Raw genomic sequence first — 15,835 nt, forward strand, 5'->3', positions numbered from 1 at the left:
AGCGCCGCCGTCAAGAGATGGCGGCCCGCTCCAGCGCTTGTGTCACGCGCTCGTGTGGCACCGGCATGTAGTGGCTGGTTGCGGTCCAGACCAGACCGGTCTCGATCCTGCGACCCGGATATAATTGCGTCAGCCCGACCGCGTAGGCACCCAGCTGGCGCAGCAGACCTTCCGGCACAAGAGCAGCTTCCGAGGGCACGGTGCGGTTGGATTTGAAATCCACGGCGGTCACGGTTTCGGGTGTGACGATCAATCTGTCGATCACCCCGTGTATCCGGCCGACCCCCGACAGCTCAGCCGATATGGGCACTTCCGACAGGCTGTCCGGGCCGAAAAGAAAGGCAAGATCCGGCGAGGCCAACACCGCAAGCGCCTCGTCACGGGTTTTCAGAAGATCATAGCTTGGCGCATGCGGGTCGGTGCTAAAGGGTGGCGCGGCGATCAGCCGGTCGGCAGCCTCCGCGCGGTTTTCAGCGTCAAGCGGCGCAAGCCATTCCAGCAAGAGATGCAGCGCGGTGCCACGGGCCATTGCCACCTCGGTCGTGTCGCCATCCGCACCCGCAAGCGCCTTTGCCCCGCCAAGATCGGAGGGCGCATGGGTCTTGCGGGCGGGTTCCGGCGGATCAGCCATCCGGGTGAACTGCGCCGGAAGCGCTGTGTCTGCGACCGGATCGGCGGTGTCCCCTTCCTGCGCAGGGGGCGTATCGCGGATGATCTCCTCGGCAGGTGGCAAGCCGGACCAGTCCGTCTCACCAAGTCCAAGCCCTTCGCCGGTCTCTCCCCGGCCCCAGTCAAAAGTCCGGGTGACCGCGCCCGAGGCCTGCATCCCGCGCTCGATCATATCATACCATGAGGTCCCGGACCTGCCGAGATCACCCGCGGCCGCCACGATCAACCATTTCTCCGCGCGGGTCATGCCGACATAAAGCAGCCGGTCTTCCTCGCGTGTATCGGCATCCTGCGCAGCATCGATGGCCGCGCGCTGGCGGGCCGGTTGATCGTCGGAGAGCGCCTTCCACATCGCGCCTTCGGCATCGCCAAGCAAGAGGTCGCGCTGACGATTGCCCCGTGGCGGCGCGCAATCCGGCAGGATGACAACGGGCGCCTCGAGCCCCTTGGCCCCGTGCATCGTCATCACACGCAACCGGTCACCAGCGCTGTCCGCGGCACGTTTGATCTCCAGCGTATCGGTTTCCGCCCATTGCAGAAAACCGGTCAGAGACGGGATATCCGACCGCTCATAGGCCAACGCCTGAGACAGGAGCGCGTCAATGCCATCCTGAGCCTGCGGACCAAGCCGCCCGGTGAGCCGGCGACGCCCATCGAACCGGGTCAGGATCCGTTCGATCAGGTCATAGGGCCGCAGAAAATCCACATGACCGCGCAGATCGCGCAGCATCGCCACCGTCTCCGGATACGCGGCCTCGGATTTGCGCAGCTGTTCCCAAAGGTAGGCGCGCGGCGCGCGGCCATGGGCAAGCGCGAAGAGATCCTGTTCGGACAGACCCAGAAGCGGCGAGCGCAGCGCTTCGGCCAGTGCGAGGTCGTCTTCAGGGGTCGCCAGAAATCGCAGGAGCGAGACGATATCGCGGACGGCGAGTTCTTCCATCACCTTGAGCCGGTCTGCCCCCGCAAAGGGCAGGCCCTCGGCCTTGCAGGCCCGGATGATCTCGTGAAACAACCGCCCGCGGGACCGCACGAGGATGAGCACATCGCCTGCGGTAACCGGGCGGCGGGCATAATCGCCGGTCTGGCCGATCTCTTCCGGCAAGGGGTGCCCATTCTCGATCAGCCCGCGCACATAGGCGGCGATCCGACGGGCAAGAACCACCGAATGATGCTGCGGGCTGATGCGATCGACGGGCTCGAACCACGCATTGTCCTCGCCCGTGGCCTCCTTGTCCGGTGCAACCACGGGCCACAGGTCGACGCGCCCGGGCATCGCGGACTTGAAGGCCCGGTGCTTTTCCTCCGGCGCAAAACCGGAAGCGCTGGCCCCATCAAACGTGGTGTCCACCAACCGCAGGATCGGTTCGGCAGAGCGGAAGGAATAACTCAGAACACTGTTCTGGAGCGGCGCGTCGCTGTCCGCGAGCCGGGCGGCAAACTCGGCACGCATCCGGTCGAATTCCGACGGGTCGGCGCCCTGAAAGCTGTAGATCGATTGCTTCTTGTCCCCAACGACAAAGATCGTGCGGCGCTTTTCGGCATTGGCGCCCTGCCCCGAAGTGAACTCCCGTGCGAGCCGTTCGATGACCTGCCATTGCACGGGCGAGGTGTCCTGCGCTTCGTCCACGAGGATATGATCAATCCCCCCATCGAGCCGAAAAAGCACCCATTCGGCCACGACCGGATCGGAAAGCAGATGCAACGCACGGGTGATGAGGTCGTCGAAATCCAGCCAGCCGCGCACCTGCTTGGCCTGCTCATAAGCCGGCAGGAACGCCCGCGCGAAGGCATGCAGCCGCATGTCCCGTTCGGCGGCGGCCAGCGCGAGACGGGTTTCCCGCGCGGCCGCGATGCGCTCCATCAATGCATCGATCCGCGGGCGCAAAACGGTCATATCGCTGATCTTGTCGAAACCCTTGGTGGGCACCTTGCCAATCTTCGGGGTGAACGGATCTTTTGTCTTGGCACCGGATACAAAGACCCCCTCTAGGGCGATCTGGGTTTCGAGGTCCGGTCCCGTGAGCGCATCAAAGACGGTCGCGAGCTTCTTGTCGTTCGCGCCGCTTTTCTGCAATGCCGGCACAAGCGCCTTGAGCTCCGGCACGATCGGGTCGACGAACACCTCGGCCAGCATTTGCGCCGCGTCCATATCCGGCGCCAGACCGTAGGCCGCCCGGATCTGCGCCGCATCGGGACGGGCGGCAAAGTCATCGCGCGCGGCAACGATCGCGCGGGTCAGCGGCTCGATGTCGTCCCCGTTGAGGAAGGGCGCGATGCCTGTGACAAGCGCCGCCTCCGGCCCGGCCGCCATCTGATCGGCAATCTCCGCGCGCAGGCGCTCGGCGGCGCGGTCTTCCATCTCGGTGAATTGCGGACTGACCCCCGCCTCCAGTGGAAAACGGCGCAAAAGCGAGGCGCAAAAGGCGTGGATTGTCTGGATGCGCAGGCCGCCTGGCGTTTCGATGGCACGGGCAAACAGCGTGCGCGCGCGATTGAGATACTCCCGGGTCAGCGCGTCCGTCACACCAAGCTTCGACAGCGCGCGCCTGAGGTCATCGGCATCAAGCATTGCCCATTCGCCAAGACGCTTGAAGAGCCGGTTCTGCATCTCCGTTGCCGCAGCCTTGGTGTATGTCAGGCACAGGATATGCTCCGGCAGCACCCCTCCCAGAAGCAGCCGCGCGACCCGGTCCGTGAGCACCCGCGTCTTGCCGGAACCCGCATTGGCCGACAGCCATGTGGAGAGGTCCGGCTCGGCGGCGCGGAGCTGTGCCAGCGTGGCCGCATCTGGTTGGGGCAGGGTATCGGTCATGGCGTTTCCCGATCCTCGGGCATGGTCAGCGGGATCGTGACGGCGGGCGCGGCAACGTCCCATTCACCGAACCGGGACAGGTGATCGTAATCGGCCCGGTCATTGTCAGACAGAAGCGCGGCGCGTGCGGTATAGCCCCGCGCAGGGTCCGCATAAGCGGTCATGAGCAAAACGAACTGCTCCCAGACCTCGCCGGGCGAAACCTCGTCAAGGGGCGCGGGCACCTCCGCGGCGTCGCCGGGCTTCATGCCGATGAACAGCGCCCGCGCGACATGGGACGGGGCCAGGTCGTTGAATCCGCCGCGCAGGAGCATGGCCGCTTCGAGCAGCAGCTGCTTGTCGAAGGACTTCTGCTGGGCCGATGTGGGCGGCTTGCCAGTTTTGTAGTCATACACATGCGCGCCGCCGCGGCTGTCGATATCGATCCGGTCAGCCTTGGCCGTCAGTGTGAAGCCCAGCGCGTCGATACGCGCCGCGCCCTTGGTTTCGAAATTGCGCGGATCGGGGCGGGCAATCTGCTGGCGTGCGGCCTCGGTGCGAGCAAACCAGTCGGCCACCCGTGCGATCCGCGAATGCCAAAGCGCGCGCACGGTGGGATAAGGCAGCTTGCGAGGATCCGACAGCGTCTCGCGTGCGGTGTTGATCAGCGCCTGCGCTGTCAATGCGGATGGGTCGTCGAGCGTGCGCCGCACATAGGTTTCGAGGATGTCGTGGGTCAGGATTCCGCGCAACAGCGCATCGGGCGCCCGCATCAACGGATCGAGCGGACGCAGCCGCAGGACGTAACGCACATAGGTGGCGTAGGGATCGCGGATCAATGTCTTGATCTGCGTGACTGGAAGCTCAAGCGGACGCGCGGCTTTGGGGGGTGCGGGCGACGGGCGCGGCTCCAGCGGAACCGGCACGGCCTGTTCACTGAGCCGCGCAAGACGCAGCCAATGATCGCCCCGCCCTATCATCTCGGCCAGCGCTTCCGGGCCACGATTGCCGGGCAGGCCGGTCATCAGGTTGGTCAGGCGATTGAGCCAGCGCGAGGGCACGGTTTCGGCATCGGTGGACCGCAGGGACCGCGTCAGCCAGACCCGGCGCGCGCCCATCGCCTGTTGAAAATCATGCGCCGATAACCCGACCCTGCGTTCCGGCAACAACAGGCCGGCCTGATGGCGCAGCGCGCGGTTCAGCCACGGATCGGCGGGCGGCGACTCCGGCCAGCTTCCTTCGTTCAGACCGGACAGGATCAGGAGCTCCGCGTCCATGACACGCGCTTCGAGCGTGCCCCAGATCAGGATATCGGGATGGCCTTCGTCCCGGTCGCGCACCTCCTCGCGGCTCAGGATCGCACCGAACAGGGCAGCGTAGTCGCGGGCGGTCATCTCAGGACCGGCATCGGCCTCGCGGGCAAGCCCGTCCAATGCAGCGCGTACCGTGCGCCCGGCATTCTCGTCCCAGAGCGGCGACGGATCGGCCGCAGCGGTGCCCGCAACCAGAGCCTCGGCCAGCGCGTGATGCCGCGCAACCCATGTCTCCAGAGGCAGCGTCTCGCCCTCTTCGCGGCCACAGACCGTCGCCGCCAGCCACCCGGCCCACGCCTCACGCTTGGCCATGGTTCCAAAGGCGCGCAGGTCGTCCACGGTGGGATAGGGCAAGCCTTTGCGTCGGAGATAAAGCTCAAGGTCAGCGGTGTTGAGCCCGTGCGGGTGATCGCGGTCCCCCGCGTGGGTCAGCGGATGCTTGAGCAGCGTCAGCAGCGCCTCGGCAGAAAGCGGCGCTTCGAACAGGGTGGCCACATGGCGCAGAAGCCGGCCCGGCGGCGTCAGCTGCGCGGGGATACCTGCGCTGTCATCCGGGATGATGCCCCACCGCGAGAGCGCGGCCGTCACCTGACGGGTCAGCATGCGGTCCGGTGTGATGAGCGCCGCGCGGGTGCCATCATGCGCCGCCTGCCGCAAACGCAGCGCAATCGCTTGCGCCTCGTCGCGCGGGCTTGGCGCCTGCACCAGCGTGACGTCCGCCATGGTGTCCACGAGGTCCGGCAAGGCCGGGCCTTCGGCCAGCCATTGATGCGTGACGGGCGCCGGGCGCAACGCGAGAGACAGCGCCTTGTTGCGCGCAGGCGCCGGAGCGGACGCCTCATCCCAGGGGACCACCTGCTGTGCCGAAAGGCCCAGGCTGTCCATCAGGCGGGCAAAGCGGAATTGCGGGTGATCCTCGCCGGTGAGCGCGGTGTCGAGCTGGTCCCAGACAGCTTGCGGCATGTCGAAATCGAACCCCGGCAGCACCACCGCGCCCTGCGGCAGGCGGGCGACCGCGCGCATGAAGGCGGCCGTCGTGCCTCGTGATCCGGTGGAGCCAGCGACGATAATGGGGTGCTTGGGCGGATCGGTCTCCCAGGCGGCCAGCCGCGCTTCCATGGCCGCGCGATTGAAGCCCTGCACATCGGGTGCCTGCCCCGGCCCCATGACGCTTTGCACAATCGAGAAAAACTGCTGCGCGCGTTGCCAATGACCGGATTGATCGGACACGTCGAGCGCGGCAATGGTCTCCGGCGCCACGCCTTCTCCCTGCATTTCCTCCATGAGCGCTGCAAGACTGTCGGACAGGTCATAGAGCGCCGAACGCGCCGCGAGGTCTGGCTGGTTGTCGAGCAGCTTCTGCACCAGCCGCGTGAGTTCCAACCGCCGGCGCAAACCGGATGCGGGTGCCGGCAGGCGCGCGCGGGTGAGCGGGTCGGCAAGGTCGGTGACGAGCCGGATCTGTGGCAGCAACGTCGGCGGCCCGGCGTCAAACACCTGCCGCAAGCGCCGGGCCATGCGGTCCGTGTTGACGTAAATCTCGATCCGGGCCATCGCGTCGGGCGCGGCATTTGTCTCCGACGCATCCGGTGGCGCCACCCGTGTCAACCGTGCGCGCAGCCCCGCGACCAACCGTTCGGCAAAATCCACGCCGGGCGGCAACGCAAAGAGCCTCGGACCGTCCCGCTCGAACATGACCGGATCAGCCATCGAGCATCGCCTCGGCCTGCTTGATCCCCTCCGGGTGACCAACATCGGCCCAATGGCCCGGATAGGCCAACCCCTTGAGACGCTGCGTCCGGGCCATCTCGGCCCAGAGCACGGTCAGCGAAAACGCCGTTTCGCAGACTTGCGCCAGCGTGTCGGTCTTGATGATCTGCGCCCCGGTATAGACAATGGGACCCGGCCGGGTCAGGTCGCCCTCTGGTCCGAGCGTAAAGTCCCCGCCCCCATGACGGCCCACCGCGCGTTCCAGCGGCACGCAGAGCATGAGCGCATCCATCCGTTCCGGTGCCCAGGCCGCCTCAAGGAGCTTTAGCGGGTTCGGCCCGCGCCACACCGCATCGGTGTTGAGCGTGTAGACCGGCCCCCCGCCAAGCCTGGGCAAGGCGTGACGCAGTCCGCCGCCGGTATCGAGGATCTGCGGTGCCTCGATGCTCACGTCCACGTCCGTGCCACCCAGATGGGCCGCAATCTGATCGGCGTGGTAATGCGCGTTGACGACCCGCGTCGGCACATGCGCTGCCAGCGCCAGCGCGTGATCAAGCAGCGCACGGCCCGCAACCGGGATCAACGGTTTGGGCCGCTCGCGGGTGAGCGTCCCCATGCGCGTGCCAAACCCCGCGGCGAAGAGCATAACCGCATCGGGGGTCACACGGTTCGGCATCGGGTCTCGCGCAGGCTATCGAGATGGTCTTGGGTCGGGTGCGGCAAAGCCGCGACCACGGGGCGCAACGGCGTGCAGGCCGGATGGTCGAGATCGGTTTGAATATGGCGCCAGACCCGCGGGATCAGCTGCAGGTATTTCGGTTTTCCCGACTGCGCCAGTCGCGCGAAGATCCCCAGAATGCGGAGGTTGCGCTGCACCGACAGAGCGGCCAGCGCAGCCCGGAACGGGGCCTCATCAAGCCCGGTGTGATCGAGGTAATGGGTCACCGCATCCTGCGCGATACCGGGGCGCAGATCGCGCCGTGCATCGCGGATCAGCGAAGCCAGATCATAGGCCCTGTGCCCTGTCATCGCGTCTTGAAAATCGAGCAGCCCGGCGCGTGCAGCGCCGCTCCGCTCCGGCAAATCGAGTATATTCTCCGCGTGATAGTCGCGCAGGATCATGACGTCGCACGGCATGGCATGCGCGGCCATGACATCATGCGTCACTCCGGTGGCCTCCTCCAGCCCCCGTAGACCGGGCGCTTCGGGAGCGTAATGTGTGAAAGCCGGTGCAATCATCGCAGCCAGCCTGTCCGGCGTCGCCGTGGCAAGCCCTGCCATTGGCGGGTGCCTGTGCAACTGCACCAAAGCATCGACCGCGGTGCGGTAGAGCGCTTTTTCCCGCCCCGCATCCGCGGCCAGCCGCGCCACAAGCCCGTCGCCGAGGTCTTCTATCAGCATCCGTCCCTGGGTCGCGTCCATCCCGTAAATCTGCGGCGCCGACAGCCCCAGGTCGCTCAGGTGGTTGGCAATGCGCGCAAAGAGCGCCAGGTCTCCGCCCGGGTCGACCATCAAGATCGCACTGCGCCCCGGTTCGGAAAGGCGCCAATAGCGCCGCGCGGAGGCATCGCCGGCAAGCGGCGTTTGGCGCGCATCGGCCCACCCAAGACGATCGAGAAAGCCCCTCATTGCGGAACCACCGTGGCCATCAACGCATCCCAGCGGGGCACATGCCACCGCAAGAGCAGCACGCGCGCGTCCGGTTCTGCGCCGTCCGACAACATCAGGTCGAGCGCCGTGTCCGGTGCAAGCTCGGCCAGCCGGTCAGGCCATTCGACAAGGCAAATCGCCTCTTGAAAGGCCTCCTCCAACCCCAGTTCGATCACCTCATCCGGGCCGCTGAGCCTGTAGAGGTCCGCGTGCCAAAGCGGCCCGCGCCGCGTCTCGTATTCCTGCACCAACGTGAAGGTTGGCGATGGCACATCCTCCGGACTGTCCTGCAAGGACTGGATCAAGGCACGGCAAAAATGGCTCTTGCCTGCCCCCACCCCGCCAGAGAGCAGAAGCGTATCGCCGGGATGGAGCGCCGCACCGATTGCCCGCGCGAGCGCGGCAGTGTCTTCCGGCGCGCCCAACGTCACCCGCACCGAGCGCAGCCGGTCGGACTCCGTGTTCTGCGGGGTATCGGGCGAAGCATTCACGACGGTCATGGCGCGAGGATAGCGGCGCGCCGCGCAGTCGCAAGAGCGAGATTGACGATGGCAGCCCAAAGCGCGAGGTCAGCCCCCCGGCAGCCCCCAAGCGCGCGGTTTGGCAACCCGACGGTCACCGGCCGCGCCCCCCGTTCAAGACCATTACACGGTCACAAGTGACTCATCTTGGGTCTGTGCGGCCTGCGTTACCGTCTCGCTGAACCGGACCATGGTGGCCCCTGCGGACACCGGTATCACCGAGACGGTCAGGTCCAGACCGTCACGGGTGCGCAGATGCGCATCCCAGGCCGCCCGATCCAGCAGCGTCAAGACGAATTCGCGGATCTCGGACCAGATCGGGGACGGATCACAACGACTTTGCCAATCGCGCGTCGCATCGACAATGGTCATTTCCGCAAAGGCACTGTCAGGATCACATTTCCAGAAATCGCGATATGCCGCATTGGAGAACGCAAGCACGCCCAGTTGCGAAAAGACCGCCACGCTGTCCGGGAAGCAATCAATCACCGATTGCGTAAGCTCAAGCTCCGACCGGAAGCGCCGCGTCAATGAAATCTCCGCCGAAATATCTTCCAGAAGAAACGCCACGGCGCCATCCGGGTGCGGACGTCCGGTGATCTTGTAGGTCAACCCGGAGGCAAGATTCCACGTTTCGCAATAGCGATCGTCATGCGCCGCAGAGATCACCTCCGACAGTTGCTCGCGCCAGTTCCCGTAGTTCTTGGGCTCCGGCATCGTCTGATTTTCCCGCATGTGATCGAAAAAGCTCATGAGGTTGGGGCGCGCGGTCAGGAAATCCGCCCGCAGGTTGGTGAGATCCACGAGCGCGGGGTTGAACAGGACAAGCCGCCTGTCCCGATCGAAAACCGCAAGCCCGATGGGCAAATGGGCAAAGGTCTTGGTCAGGGTCTGGACGAATTTGCGCTGCGCCATTTCGGCATCGACGAGGCTGTCGATATTGGTTGCGAAATGAATGGCCCCTCCGGCGCGGGCAAGGCTTGTCACCTCATACCAATGGTCACGGCCCTTGGCGTCGATCCGATGAACCCGCTCCGCCCGTGCCCCGGTGTCCGGCGGCGGCGCGAGGGTGAACACGGCGGCCTCACCTTGCGGCGCGGCATCCGCCGTCTCTCCTGCGCCATGTGCCGCCTCGGTATCGGCAATCAAAGCCCTGTATGCCCCGTTGCACCAGGACAGCGATCCGTCGGCGGCGGTTTCCCACATGGCAAAAGGCGCTTCTTCCGTTGCAGAAATCAGGCGGCTGTTGCGCGCTTCGTCCCATTGCATGCGGGTTTTCAATGAGTGCGACAATTCCGGTGCGTCGATGGAAATATGCACCACGCCGTCGCCACCGGGGCGAAAGTTCAGCGCCGCCTGCGCATCTTGCCCGGCCCAGAGCCTCAACGGCATATGTGGCAGGTCTTCGGGCGTTTCCTTGAACCGGTCGAGCAACAGCAGCCGCAAGGCCGCCCAATCCAATCCGATCAGGGACGACTCGCCCAAAAGGGAATCGGCATCGACGGTGCTGTCGACCACCGTGTCGCCTCGCACGAGGATCGCGATCGGATCAGCAGCCGGGCTTTGCGGCCGGGCGGGAGCCCCGATCTGAAAGGACTTCGAAACGATCAATATTGCCGCGAAACCAGTCAAAAGACCCAATCCAACAAACAACAAATCCTGCACAGGCACTTCCTCAAACAATCCTCACCAACAACGGTAACTCAACCGTGGGGTGAAATGGTTAACTGACGGTTAAAAGAGATTAAGCGCAACAATTCGTAATGCGTTGTGAAGCACTCAACCGCAGACCAGCGCCATCGGCCCGCATCCATTCTCGGAGGCGTTTCGGTGTCGCACGCCCGCTTTGCGACACGGGCACGGCCAGCTCGCCGACCGTCGTCCCGCCGCGGCGCACAGATCAGATTTCGAACGGCTGGTTTTCGCCAAGACCACTGCTGCGCTCCTCCTGGGAGGCGACAATCTTGCTGCGCGGCCAAACGACCTCGACAATGGCCCCGCGACGCGGGGTTCTGTCCTGTTCGCCGGAATAAGGGCCGACCCCGTTTGCAAAGCTGAGCTCGGCCCCGGTGCGTTCCAAAAGCGTCTTGGCAATAAACAACCCAAGCCCCATGCCCTCGTATTCGGGACGCACGCGCTTGTCCGTCTCCGTGCGTCGTTTGCGCACGAACGGGTCGCCAATGCGCCCGATGAGATGCGGCGGGAACCCCTGACCATCGTCAACAATGCGGATCGAGATCAGCTCATCGCTCCACATCACCTCGATCCAGATTGTCGCGCGGGCAAAATCCACCGCGTTCTGAACGAGGTTGCGCAGGCCGTGGATGATTTCGGGCTGACGATAGATATGCGGCTGCGCCATGCCGATACCGGGTCCGGCGGTTTCCTCGATCACGATTTCCTTGCCGCGATCCTCATGCGGTTCGGCCGCCTCCCGGATCACTTCTACCAAAGGCGCTTGCCGCATGTGCAGGTCATCCTTGCCTGCACGCCCCATGGACCGAAGGATATCGCGGCACCGGTCTGCCTGTTCGCGGATCAACTCCGCGTCTTCCCTGAGTTCAGGACGGTCTTCCAGTTCCTCGGCCAGTTCCGACGAGGTCAGCTTGATCGTGGCCAGAGGTGTGCCCAGTTCATGCGCCGCCGCCGCAACCACGCCGCCAAGATCGTTGAGCTTCTGGGCGCGGGCCAGCGCCATTTGCGTCGCGGCAAGCGCGTCCGACATGGAGTGCATTTCCCGCGACATGCGCCGGGCGTAGATCGAGATGAACACCACGGCGATGGTGATCGCCGCCCATTGTCCGAACACGAACACGTCCGGAATGCGCAGGATGAACCCCTGTTCGGTCCGCAGCGGCAAGTGGTAATTCACCATCAGCGTCACAAGCAGCACGGCAGTCGCGCCAAGAATGACCGTCGAGCGCAGCGTGAGAACCGCCGCCGACACCGTGACCGGCCCCAGCACAAGAAGCGAGAACGGGTTGTGCAAGCCGCCCGTCAGATACAACAGGAAACACAATTGCAGCAGGTCGAAGAGCACCATGGAGAGGTTCTCCGTCTCGCTCAACCGCTTGTTTTCGGGAAAGACGAAGATCGCCACGAGGTTGCCGACAACCGAGACGCCCACGGCAAGGTAACACAGGCCCAGTTCAAGCTGGAGACTGTACATCTGTTGCGCGACCGTAATGGCCGTGAGTTGCCCGATGATGGCAAACCACCGCAACAGGATCATGGTCCGCAGACGGATCCAGTTGCTGCGTTGGCGTTCGGAAAGAAGAGCACTCGGTGTTTCGGACATATGCGCTTTTTTGGTCTCTTGATGCGCCGCGCGCAATGGTTAGGTGTGTCCCGGACCAACAGCAACACCGGGAGCCCCCCATGCCGCGCCTTGCCCTGATCTCTGCCACCGTTACCGTTCTGGCCTTGATCGGCGGCGTTGCGTTCATCCTGTGGGGTCAGGACGCCGACGACCAGTTCGCACAATGCCGCGGCAGCACGGTTGCCGGCGGCGCCGGACAGATCGGCGGGCCGTTCGAGTTGCTCAACGGGGCCGGAGAGACGGTGACTGACGCAGATGTGATCACGGAGCCGAGCCTCGTCTATTTCGGCTATACCTTCTGCCCGGATGTCTGTCCGCTTGATGTGGCCCGCAATGCCGAGGCGGTCGATATCCTGACGGAACGCGGGGTCTCGGTCACGCCTGTCTTCATCTCGATCGACCCCAAGCGTGACACGCCGGACGTGGTGGATGACTTCGCCGCCAACATGCACGAGAAGATGATCGGGCTGACCGGCAGCGAAGACCAGGTCAAGGCTGCGAGCCAAGCCTACAGAACCTATTATCGCGCGGAAGACAGTGACGACGAATACTACCTCGTCGACCATTCCACCTTCACCTATCTCGTGTTGCCGGAACAGGGCTTTGTCGAGTTCTTTCGCAGAGAGGTCACCCCGGACGAAATGGCCGACCGCGTCGCCTGCTTCGCGAACGCGTCCTGAGTCCGGTGCCCACCCCGGTTTTGCCCGCCTGCGCCTGCTGAAACGCCCTGACGGTGTCTCTGAAACCGCATCATTCTGCGACGCAGCGTGATTGCCGGTTTGACCGAACCCATTTCGGCCCCTAGAACCTTTAAAGACCATTGGCATTGCAATGGGTTGCATCACGGGGGGAAAGACGTGGCAGAAAGAACGCTCGAAGATCTTGGAGAAGACCGCAGCCTGCTACTGGTAGACGACGATGAGCCATTCCTGCGCCGGCTGGCCAAGGCGATGGAGAAGCGCGGCTTCGAAGTTGAGACCGCCGAGTCGGTGTCTGCGGGATCTGCCATCGCCACGGCGCGTCCTCCGGCCTATGCGGTCGTCGATCTGCGGCTGGGTGACGGAAACGGGCTCGATGTGGTTGAAGTGCTGCGCGAGAAACGCCCTGACAGTCGCATCGTCGTTCTGACGGGCTACGGAGCGATTGCCACCGCCGTGGCCGCCGTCAAGATCGGTGCCACCGACTACCTGTCCAAACCCGCCGATGCGACCGATATCGTGAACGCTCTTCTGTCGAAGGGTGACGACCTGCCGCCGCCGCCGGAAAACCCGATGAGCGCCGATCGCGTCCGCTGGGAGCACATCCAACGGGTCTATGAGCTCTGCGACCGGAACGTGTCCGAAACGGCGCGTCGGCTCAACATGCATCGCCGCACGCTGCAACGGATCCTCGCCAAGCGCAGCCCTCGCTGACAGGCGGCGGCGCGCGCCCCGCGTCGCGATCCGTCATTCGTCACGATCCGTCATGTTTCGCGATCCGTCATGCGTCGCTTGGGGGCCATCGCTCGCGGCCCATCTGGCGCGCGGCAACACGGCCGATACGTGCAACCGGGCTGGCCATCGCAAACGGGCGGTCCATCGCAACCGGGCTGGCCATGGCAAACGGGCGGTCGATCGCAACCGGACTGGTCCATTGCCCTTGGGCTGGCGCGTCACCACCCGGCTGACACGGGCAACCGGGCGCGTGTGGCAACCGGACAGCCCTGTAACGCTCGGATCACAGCAGGAAGCGTTTCACGATGCGGTCGACCCTCGTGCCATCGGCCCGGGTATGGTCCTCGGGCCAGACCTGCCAGTCCTCGAAGCCAAGCGCGCTGTAATAAGCCAGACCACCGCTGTTGTCGGATGTGATCTTGGCAAGGATCACCGACCCGCCATGCGCCCGGCATCCTTCCAGCGTTGCCTCGAAAAGCGCGCGTCCCGCGCCGCGCACGGGCGCCTGCCGGTCGGTGAAGCTTCCGATGGAGTATTGCCCGTCCCCGATATCGAACGCTGCCTGGAAACCGACGACCCGCCCGTGTGACAAGGCGACCATGGTCACGGGCGGTTCGTCGAGGTAATGCGCCGCGAAATCGGCCTCGGTATAGGGTGTCTCGTAAGCGGTGCTGCCTCCGAGCGCGATGATGTGGTTCAAGATGGTCACGCAGGCTGGCACGTCTTCGGCGCGCATCGGGCGGGTTTCGATCATGGTATGTCTCTTTTGATGCACAATGGGGTCGATGGTCCGGCACGTGGCGCGCTCAGAGCGCCTTGAGCAACGCGTCAAAACGTGCCGTGAAATCTGCGCGTGTTTCCACCGGCGGGCGCAGCCGAATGCCAAGGCCCGCGATCAACGTGCTGTCCGGACGTCCAAAGAACCGGTCCGCCTCGGCTTCGGCAAACCCTGCGATCTGCGTCGCTTCCATCCAGGCAGAGATGCGGTCGGCCTTCTTGATCTGCTTCTTCAGCGGCGCTGGCACCGCCGCAGGCAGGCCGAACCGGATGTGGATCGCAGCCGCAAGCCGCTTGTCGAGCTCTTCATAGCCCGGCCCAACCGCGTTCTTGACCGGTGAAATCATGTCGCCGATCACGTATTCCGGCGCATCATGCAGCAGCGCCGTCAACCGATCCGCCACCGTCGCGCGTGGACAGAGACGCGAAAACAGCGTCTCAACAAGAAGCGAATGCTCCGCCACGGAATACGCATAATCTCCCCGCGTCTGCCCGTTCCAGCGCGCAACGAAGGCGAGCCCATGGGCGATGTCGGCGATTTCGATATCCACCGGCGTCGGGTCGAGCAGATCGAGCCTGCGTCCTGAAAGCATCCGCTGCCATGCGCGTGGGGCCTTGGCCATTTTCATCCTCTTGCGTCGCGACCGAAACACGGTTCTGGCCGATCCCGTCGCGCGGGGCAAGCCGCTTGACACCGGCATCGGCAGGCCACCTGCCGTCTTCATGGTGCAGCCCCCCGAAAGGTGCCGGGCCGGGCTGTCAATCCGGCTCTGAAGCCGTCGCGGAGGGCGGCTCGTAAAGCGGCAGGAATGCAGGCGGCATCGGCCCCTTGTTGCGCCCCCCCTGTTGCATCTGCTCCCAGCCATGCGCCAGCACGCCGACGGAGCGCGACAGACAAAACAACCCGCGCGACAGAGGTGGGGCAAACCCGAGTTCGCAAAACACGACCGCTGTCGCCCCGTCGATATTCATCGCGATCGGCGCGCCGCGCGCTGCCCCGACAGCGGCCTGCACCGCCTCCCCAATCTCGGCAAAACGGCCCGAGACCGTTCCCGCTGCTGCTGCATCGCGCACCAGGGCCATCAACCGGGGCGCGCGTGGGTCGACAGGCTTGTGAAACCGATGCCCGAAGCCGGATATGATCTTGCCATGCCGTGCGCGCCATGCATCCAACCCGGCCTCGGTCGCCCTGTCCATTGTTGCCCCGGCATCCAGGCGTTTGGCGATGTCGAGATACAGCATGGCGCATTGCTCGCCTGCGCCCCCGTGGACATCCCCCAGCATGTTCACGCCCGTGGCCATCACCGTGTTCAGCCCGACACCGCATGTGGCCGCCATGCGCGCCGCCGCGATCGAGGGAGCTTGCGGGCCGTGATCGACCCCGGCCACCAGCGCGCATTCCAGCAACGCGGCCTGCTCCGGTGTCGGCAGATCGCCCCGGGTCATGAGCCAGATCATCTGGCCGAAGGACACCGAACCAATCAACGACTCGATCGGGAAGCCGCGAAAGGCGATACGCCCGGGTTCCATGTCGATGATCGATGTGCGCCACCAGCGGCGTGCCGCCTCCGAATCCTCGCTCATGTGCTTTTCCTTTCCTGTTGGTCGCCCCCGCCGCCACGAACACGCGTCGGCTGGCCCGCTCGGGTCAC

At 64.9% G+C, this 15,835-nt stretch carries 12 protein-coding genes; 2 read left to right on the top strand and 10 right to left on the bottom strand.

The window, feature by feature from the left end; translation table 11 throughout:
- Nucleotides 1–10 precede the first annotated feature (10 nt).
- The 7 genes from addA to regB all read right to left on the bottom strand — a co-directional run bounded on the left by addA (nucleotide 11) and on the right by regB (nucleotide 11,952).
- Complete coding sequence (gene addA, locus J1C49_RS01010) at nucleotides 11–3,481, bottom strand: double-strand break repair helicase AddA (RefSeq protein ID WP_227443898.1); 3,471 nt, start codon at nucleotides 3,479–3,481, stop codon at nucleotides 11–13.
- Nucleotides 3,478–6,468, bottom strand: coding sequence for a double-strand break repair protein AddB (addB, locus tag J1C49_RS01015; protein ID WP_370639357.1), 2,991 nt, complete (start codon nucleotides 6,466–6,468; stop codon nucleotides 3,478–3,480). Before addB ends, addA begins: the two co-directional genes overlap by 4 nt.
- A gap of 7 nt (nucleotides 6,469–6,475) precedes the next feature.
- Nucleotides 6,476–7,159, bottom strand: a complete 684-nt coding sequence (locus J1C49_RS01020) for a nucleotidyltransferase family protein (protein WP_227443900.1) — start codon at nucleotides 7,157–7,159, stop codon at nucleotides 6,476–6,478.
- Nucleotides 7,144–8,112: an aminoglycoside phosphotransferase family protein gene (locus J1C49_RS01025; RefSeq protein ID WP_227443901.1), complete on the bottom strand. Its 969-nt coding sequence runs from the start codon at nucleotides 8,110–8,112 to the stop codon at nucleotides 7,144–7,146. The genes J1C49_RS01020 and J1C49_RS01025 overlap by 16 nt, the downstream gene beginning before the upstream one ends.
- Nucleotides 8,109–8,633, bottom strand: a complete 525-nt coding sequence (gene tsaE, locus J1C49_RS01030) for a tRNA (adenosine(37)-N6)-threonylcarbamoyltransferase complex ATPase subunit type 1 TsaE (protein WP_227443904.1) — start codon at nucleotides 8,631–8,633, stop codon at nucleotides 8,109–8,111. Before tsaE ends, J1C49_RS01025 begins: the two co-directional genes overlap by 4 nt.
- 144 nt (nucleotides 8,634–8,777) lie before the next feature.
- Nucleotides 8,778–10,286, bottom strand: coding sequence for a PAS-domain containing protein (locus J1C49_RS01035; RefSeq protein WP_227443906.1), 1,509 nt, complete (start codon nucleotides 10,284–10,286; stop codon nucleotides 8,778–8,780).
- 268 nt (nucleotides 10,287–10,554) lie between these two features.
- On the bottom strand, nucleotides 10,555–11,952 hold the full coding sequence (gene regB / locus J1C49_RS01040) for a sensor histidine kinase RegB (RefSeq protein WP_227443907.1): 1,398 nt from the start codon (nucleotides 11,950–11,952) through the stop codon (nucleotides 10,555–10,557).
- An 80-nt stretch (nucleotides 11,953–12,032) separates the two neighbouring features.
- Between regB and J1C49_RS01045 the strand changes: the two genes are divergently transcribed.
- Both J1C49_RS01045 and J1C49_RS01050 read left to right on the top strand, forming a co-directional pair.
- The gene (locus J1C49_RS01045) at nucleotides 12,033–12,653 is read left to right on the top strand and encodes an SCO family protein (protein ID WP_227443908.1); all 621 of its coding nucleotides are present in this window, start codon (nucleotides 12,033–12,035) and stop codon (nucleotides 12,651–12,653) included.
- A gap of 177 nt (nucleotides 12,654–12,830) precedes the next feature.
- Complete coding sequence (locus J1C49_RS01050) at nucleotides 12,831–13,385, top strand: ActR/PrrA/RegA family redox response regulator transcription factor (protein ID WP_227443909.1); 555 nt, start codon at nucleotides 12,831–12,833, stop codon at nucleotides 13,383–13,385.
- Nucleotides 13,386–13,689: 304 nt separating this feature from the next.
- Here J1C49_RS01050 and J1C49_RS01055 read toward each other — a convergent pair whose 3' ends face one another.
- The 3 genes from J1C49_RS01055 to J1C49_RS01065 all read right to left on the bottom strand — a co-directional run bounded on the left by J1C49_RS01055 (nucleotide 13,690) and on the right by J1C49_RS01065 (nucleotide 15,767).
- Nucleotides 13,690–14,160, bottom strand: a complete 471-nt coding sequence (locus J1C49_RS01055) for a GNAT family N-acetyltransferase (protein WP_227443910.1) — start codon at nucleotides 14,158–14,160, stop codon at nucleotides 13,690–13,692.
- A gap of 52 nt (nucleotides 14,161–14,212) precedes the next feature.
- The gene (locus J1C49_RS01060; protein ID WP_227443911.1) at nucleotides 14,213–14,806 is read right to left on the bottom strand and encodes an HD family hydrolase; all 594 of its coding nucleotides are present in this window, start codon (nucleotides 14,804–14,806) and stop codon (nucleotides 14,213–14,215) included.
- Between the two features lie 136 nt (nucleotides 14,807–14,942).
- Nucleotides 14,943–15,767 (bottom strand): citryl-CoA lyase, encoded by an 825-nt coding sequence (locus J1C49_RS01065; RefSeq protein ID WP_227443912.1) that lies wholly within the window; start codon nucleotides 15,765–15,767, stop codon nucleotides 14,943–14,945.
- Nucleotides 15,768–15,835 lie beyond the last annotated feature (68 nt).

Source organism: Cognatishimia sp. F0-27 (assembly GCF_020667845.1).
Taxonomy (GTDB): Bacteria; Pseudomonadota; Alphaproteobacteria; order Rhodobacterales; family Rhodobacteraceae; genus JAFMPQ01.

Coding starts and splice junctions, on each gene's coding strand:
- addA (WP_227443898.1), bottom strand. CDS start 3,481: ATGACCGATACCCTGCCCCAACCAGATGCGGCCACGCTGGCACAGCTC.
- addB (WP_370639357.1), bottom strand. CDS start 6,468: ATGTTCGAGCGGGACGGTCCGAGGCTCTTTGCGTTGCCGCCCGGCGTG.
- J1C49_RS01020 (WP_227443900.1), bottom strand. CDS start 7,159: ATGCCGAACCGTGTGACCCCCGATGCGGTTATGCTCTTCGCCGCGGGG.
- J1C49_RS01025 (WP_227443901.1), bottom strand. CDS start 8,112: ATGAGGGGCTTTCTCGATCGTCTTGGGTGGGCCGATGCGCGCCAAACG.
- tsaE (WP_227443904.1), bottom strand. CDS start 8,633: ATGACCGTCGTGAATGCTTCGCCCGATACCCCGCAGAACACGGAGTCC.
- regB (WP_227443907.1), bottom strand. CDS start 11,952: ATGTCCGAAACACCGAGTGCTCTTCTTTCCGAACGCCAACGCAGCAAC.
- J1C49_RS01045 (WP_227443908.1), top strand. CDS start 12,033: ATGCCGCGCCTTGCCCTGATCTCTGCCACCGTTACCGTTCTGGCCTTG.
- J1C49_RS01055 (WP_227443910.1), bottom strand. CDS start 14,160: ATGATCGAAACCCGCCCGATGCGCGCCGAAGACGTGCCAGCCTGCGTG.
- J1C49_RS01060 (WP_227443911.1), bottom strand. CDS start 14,806: ATGGCCAAGGCCCCACGCGCATGGCAGCGGATGCTTTCAGGACGCAGG.
- J1C49_RS01065 (WP_227443912.1), bottom strand. CDS start 15,767: ATGAGCGAGGATTCGGAGGCGGCACGCCGCTGGTGGCGCACATCGATC.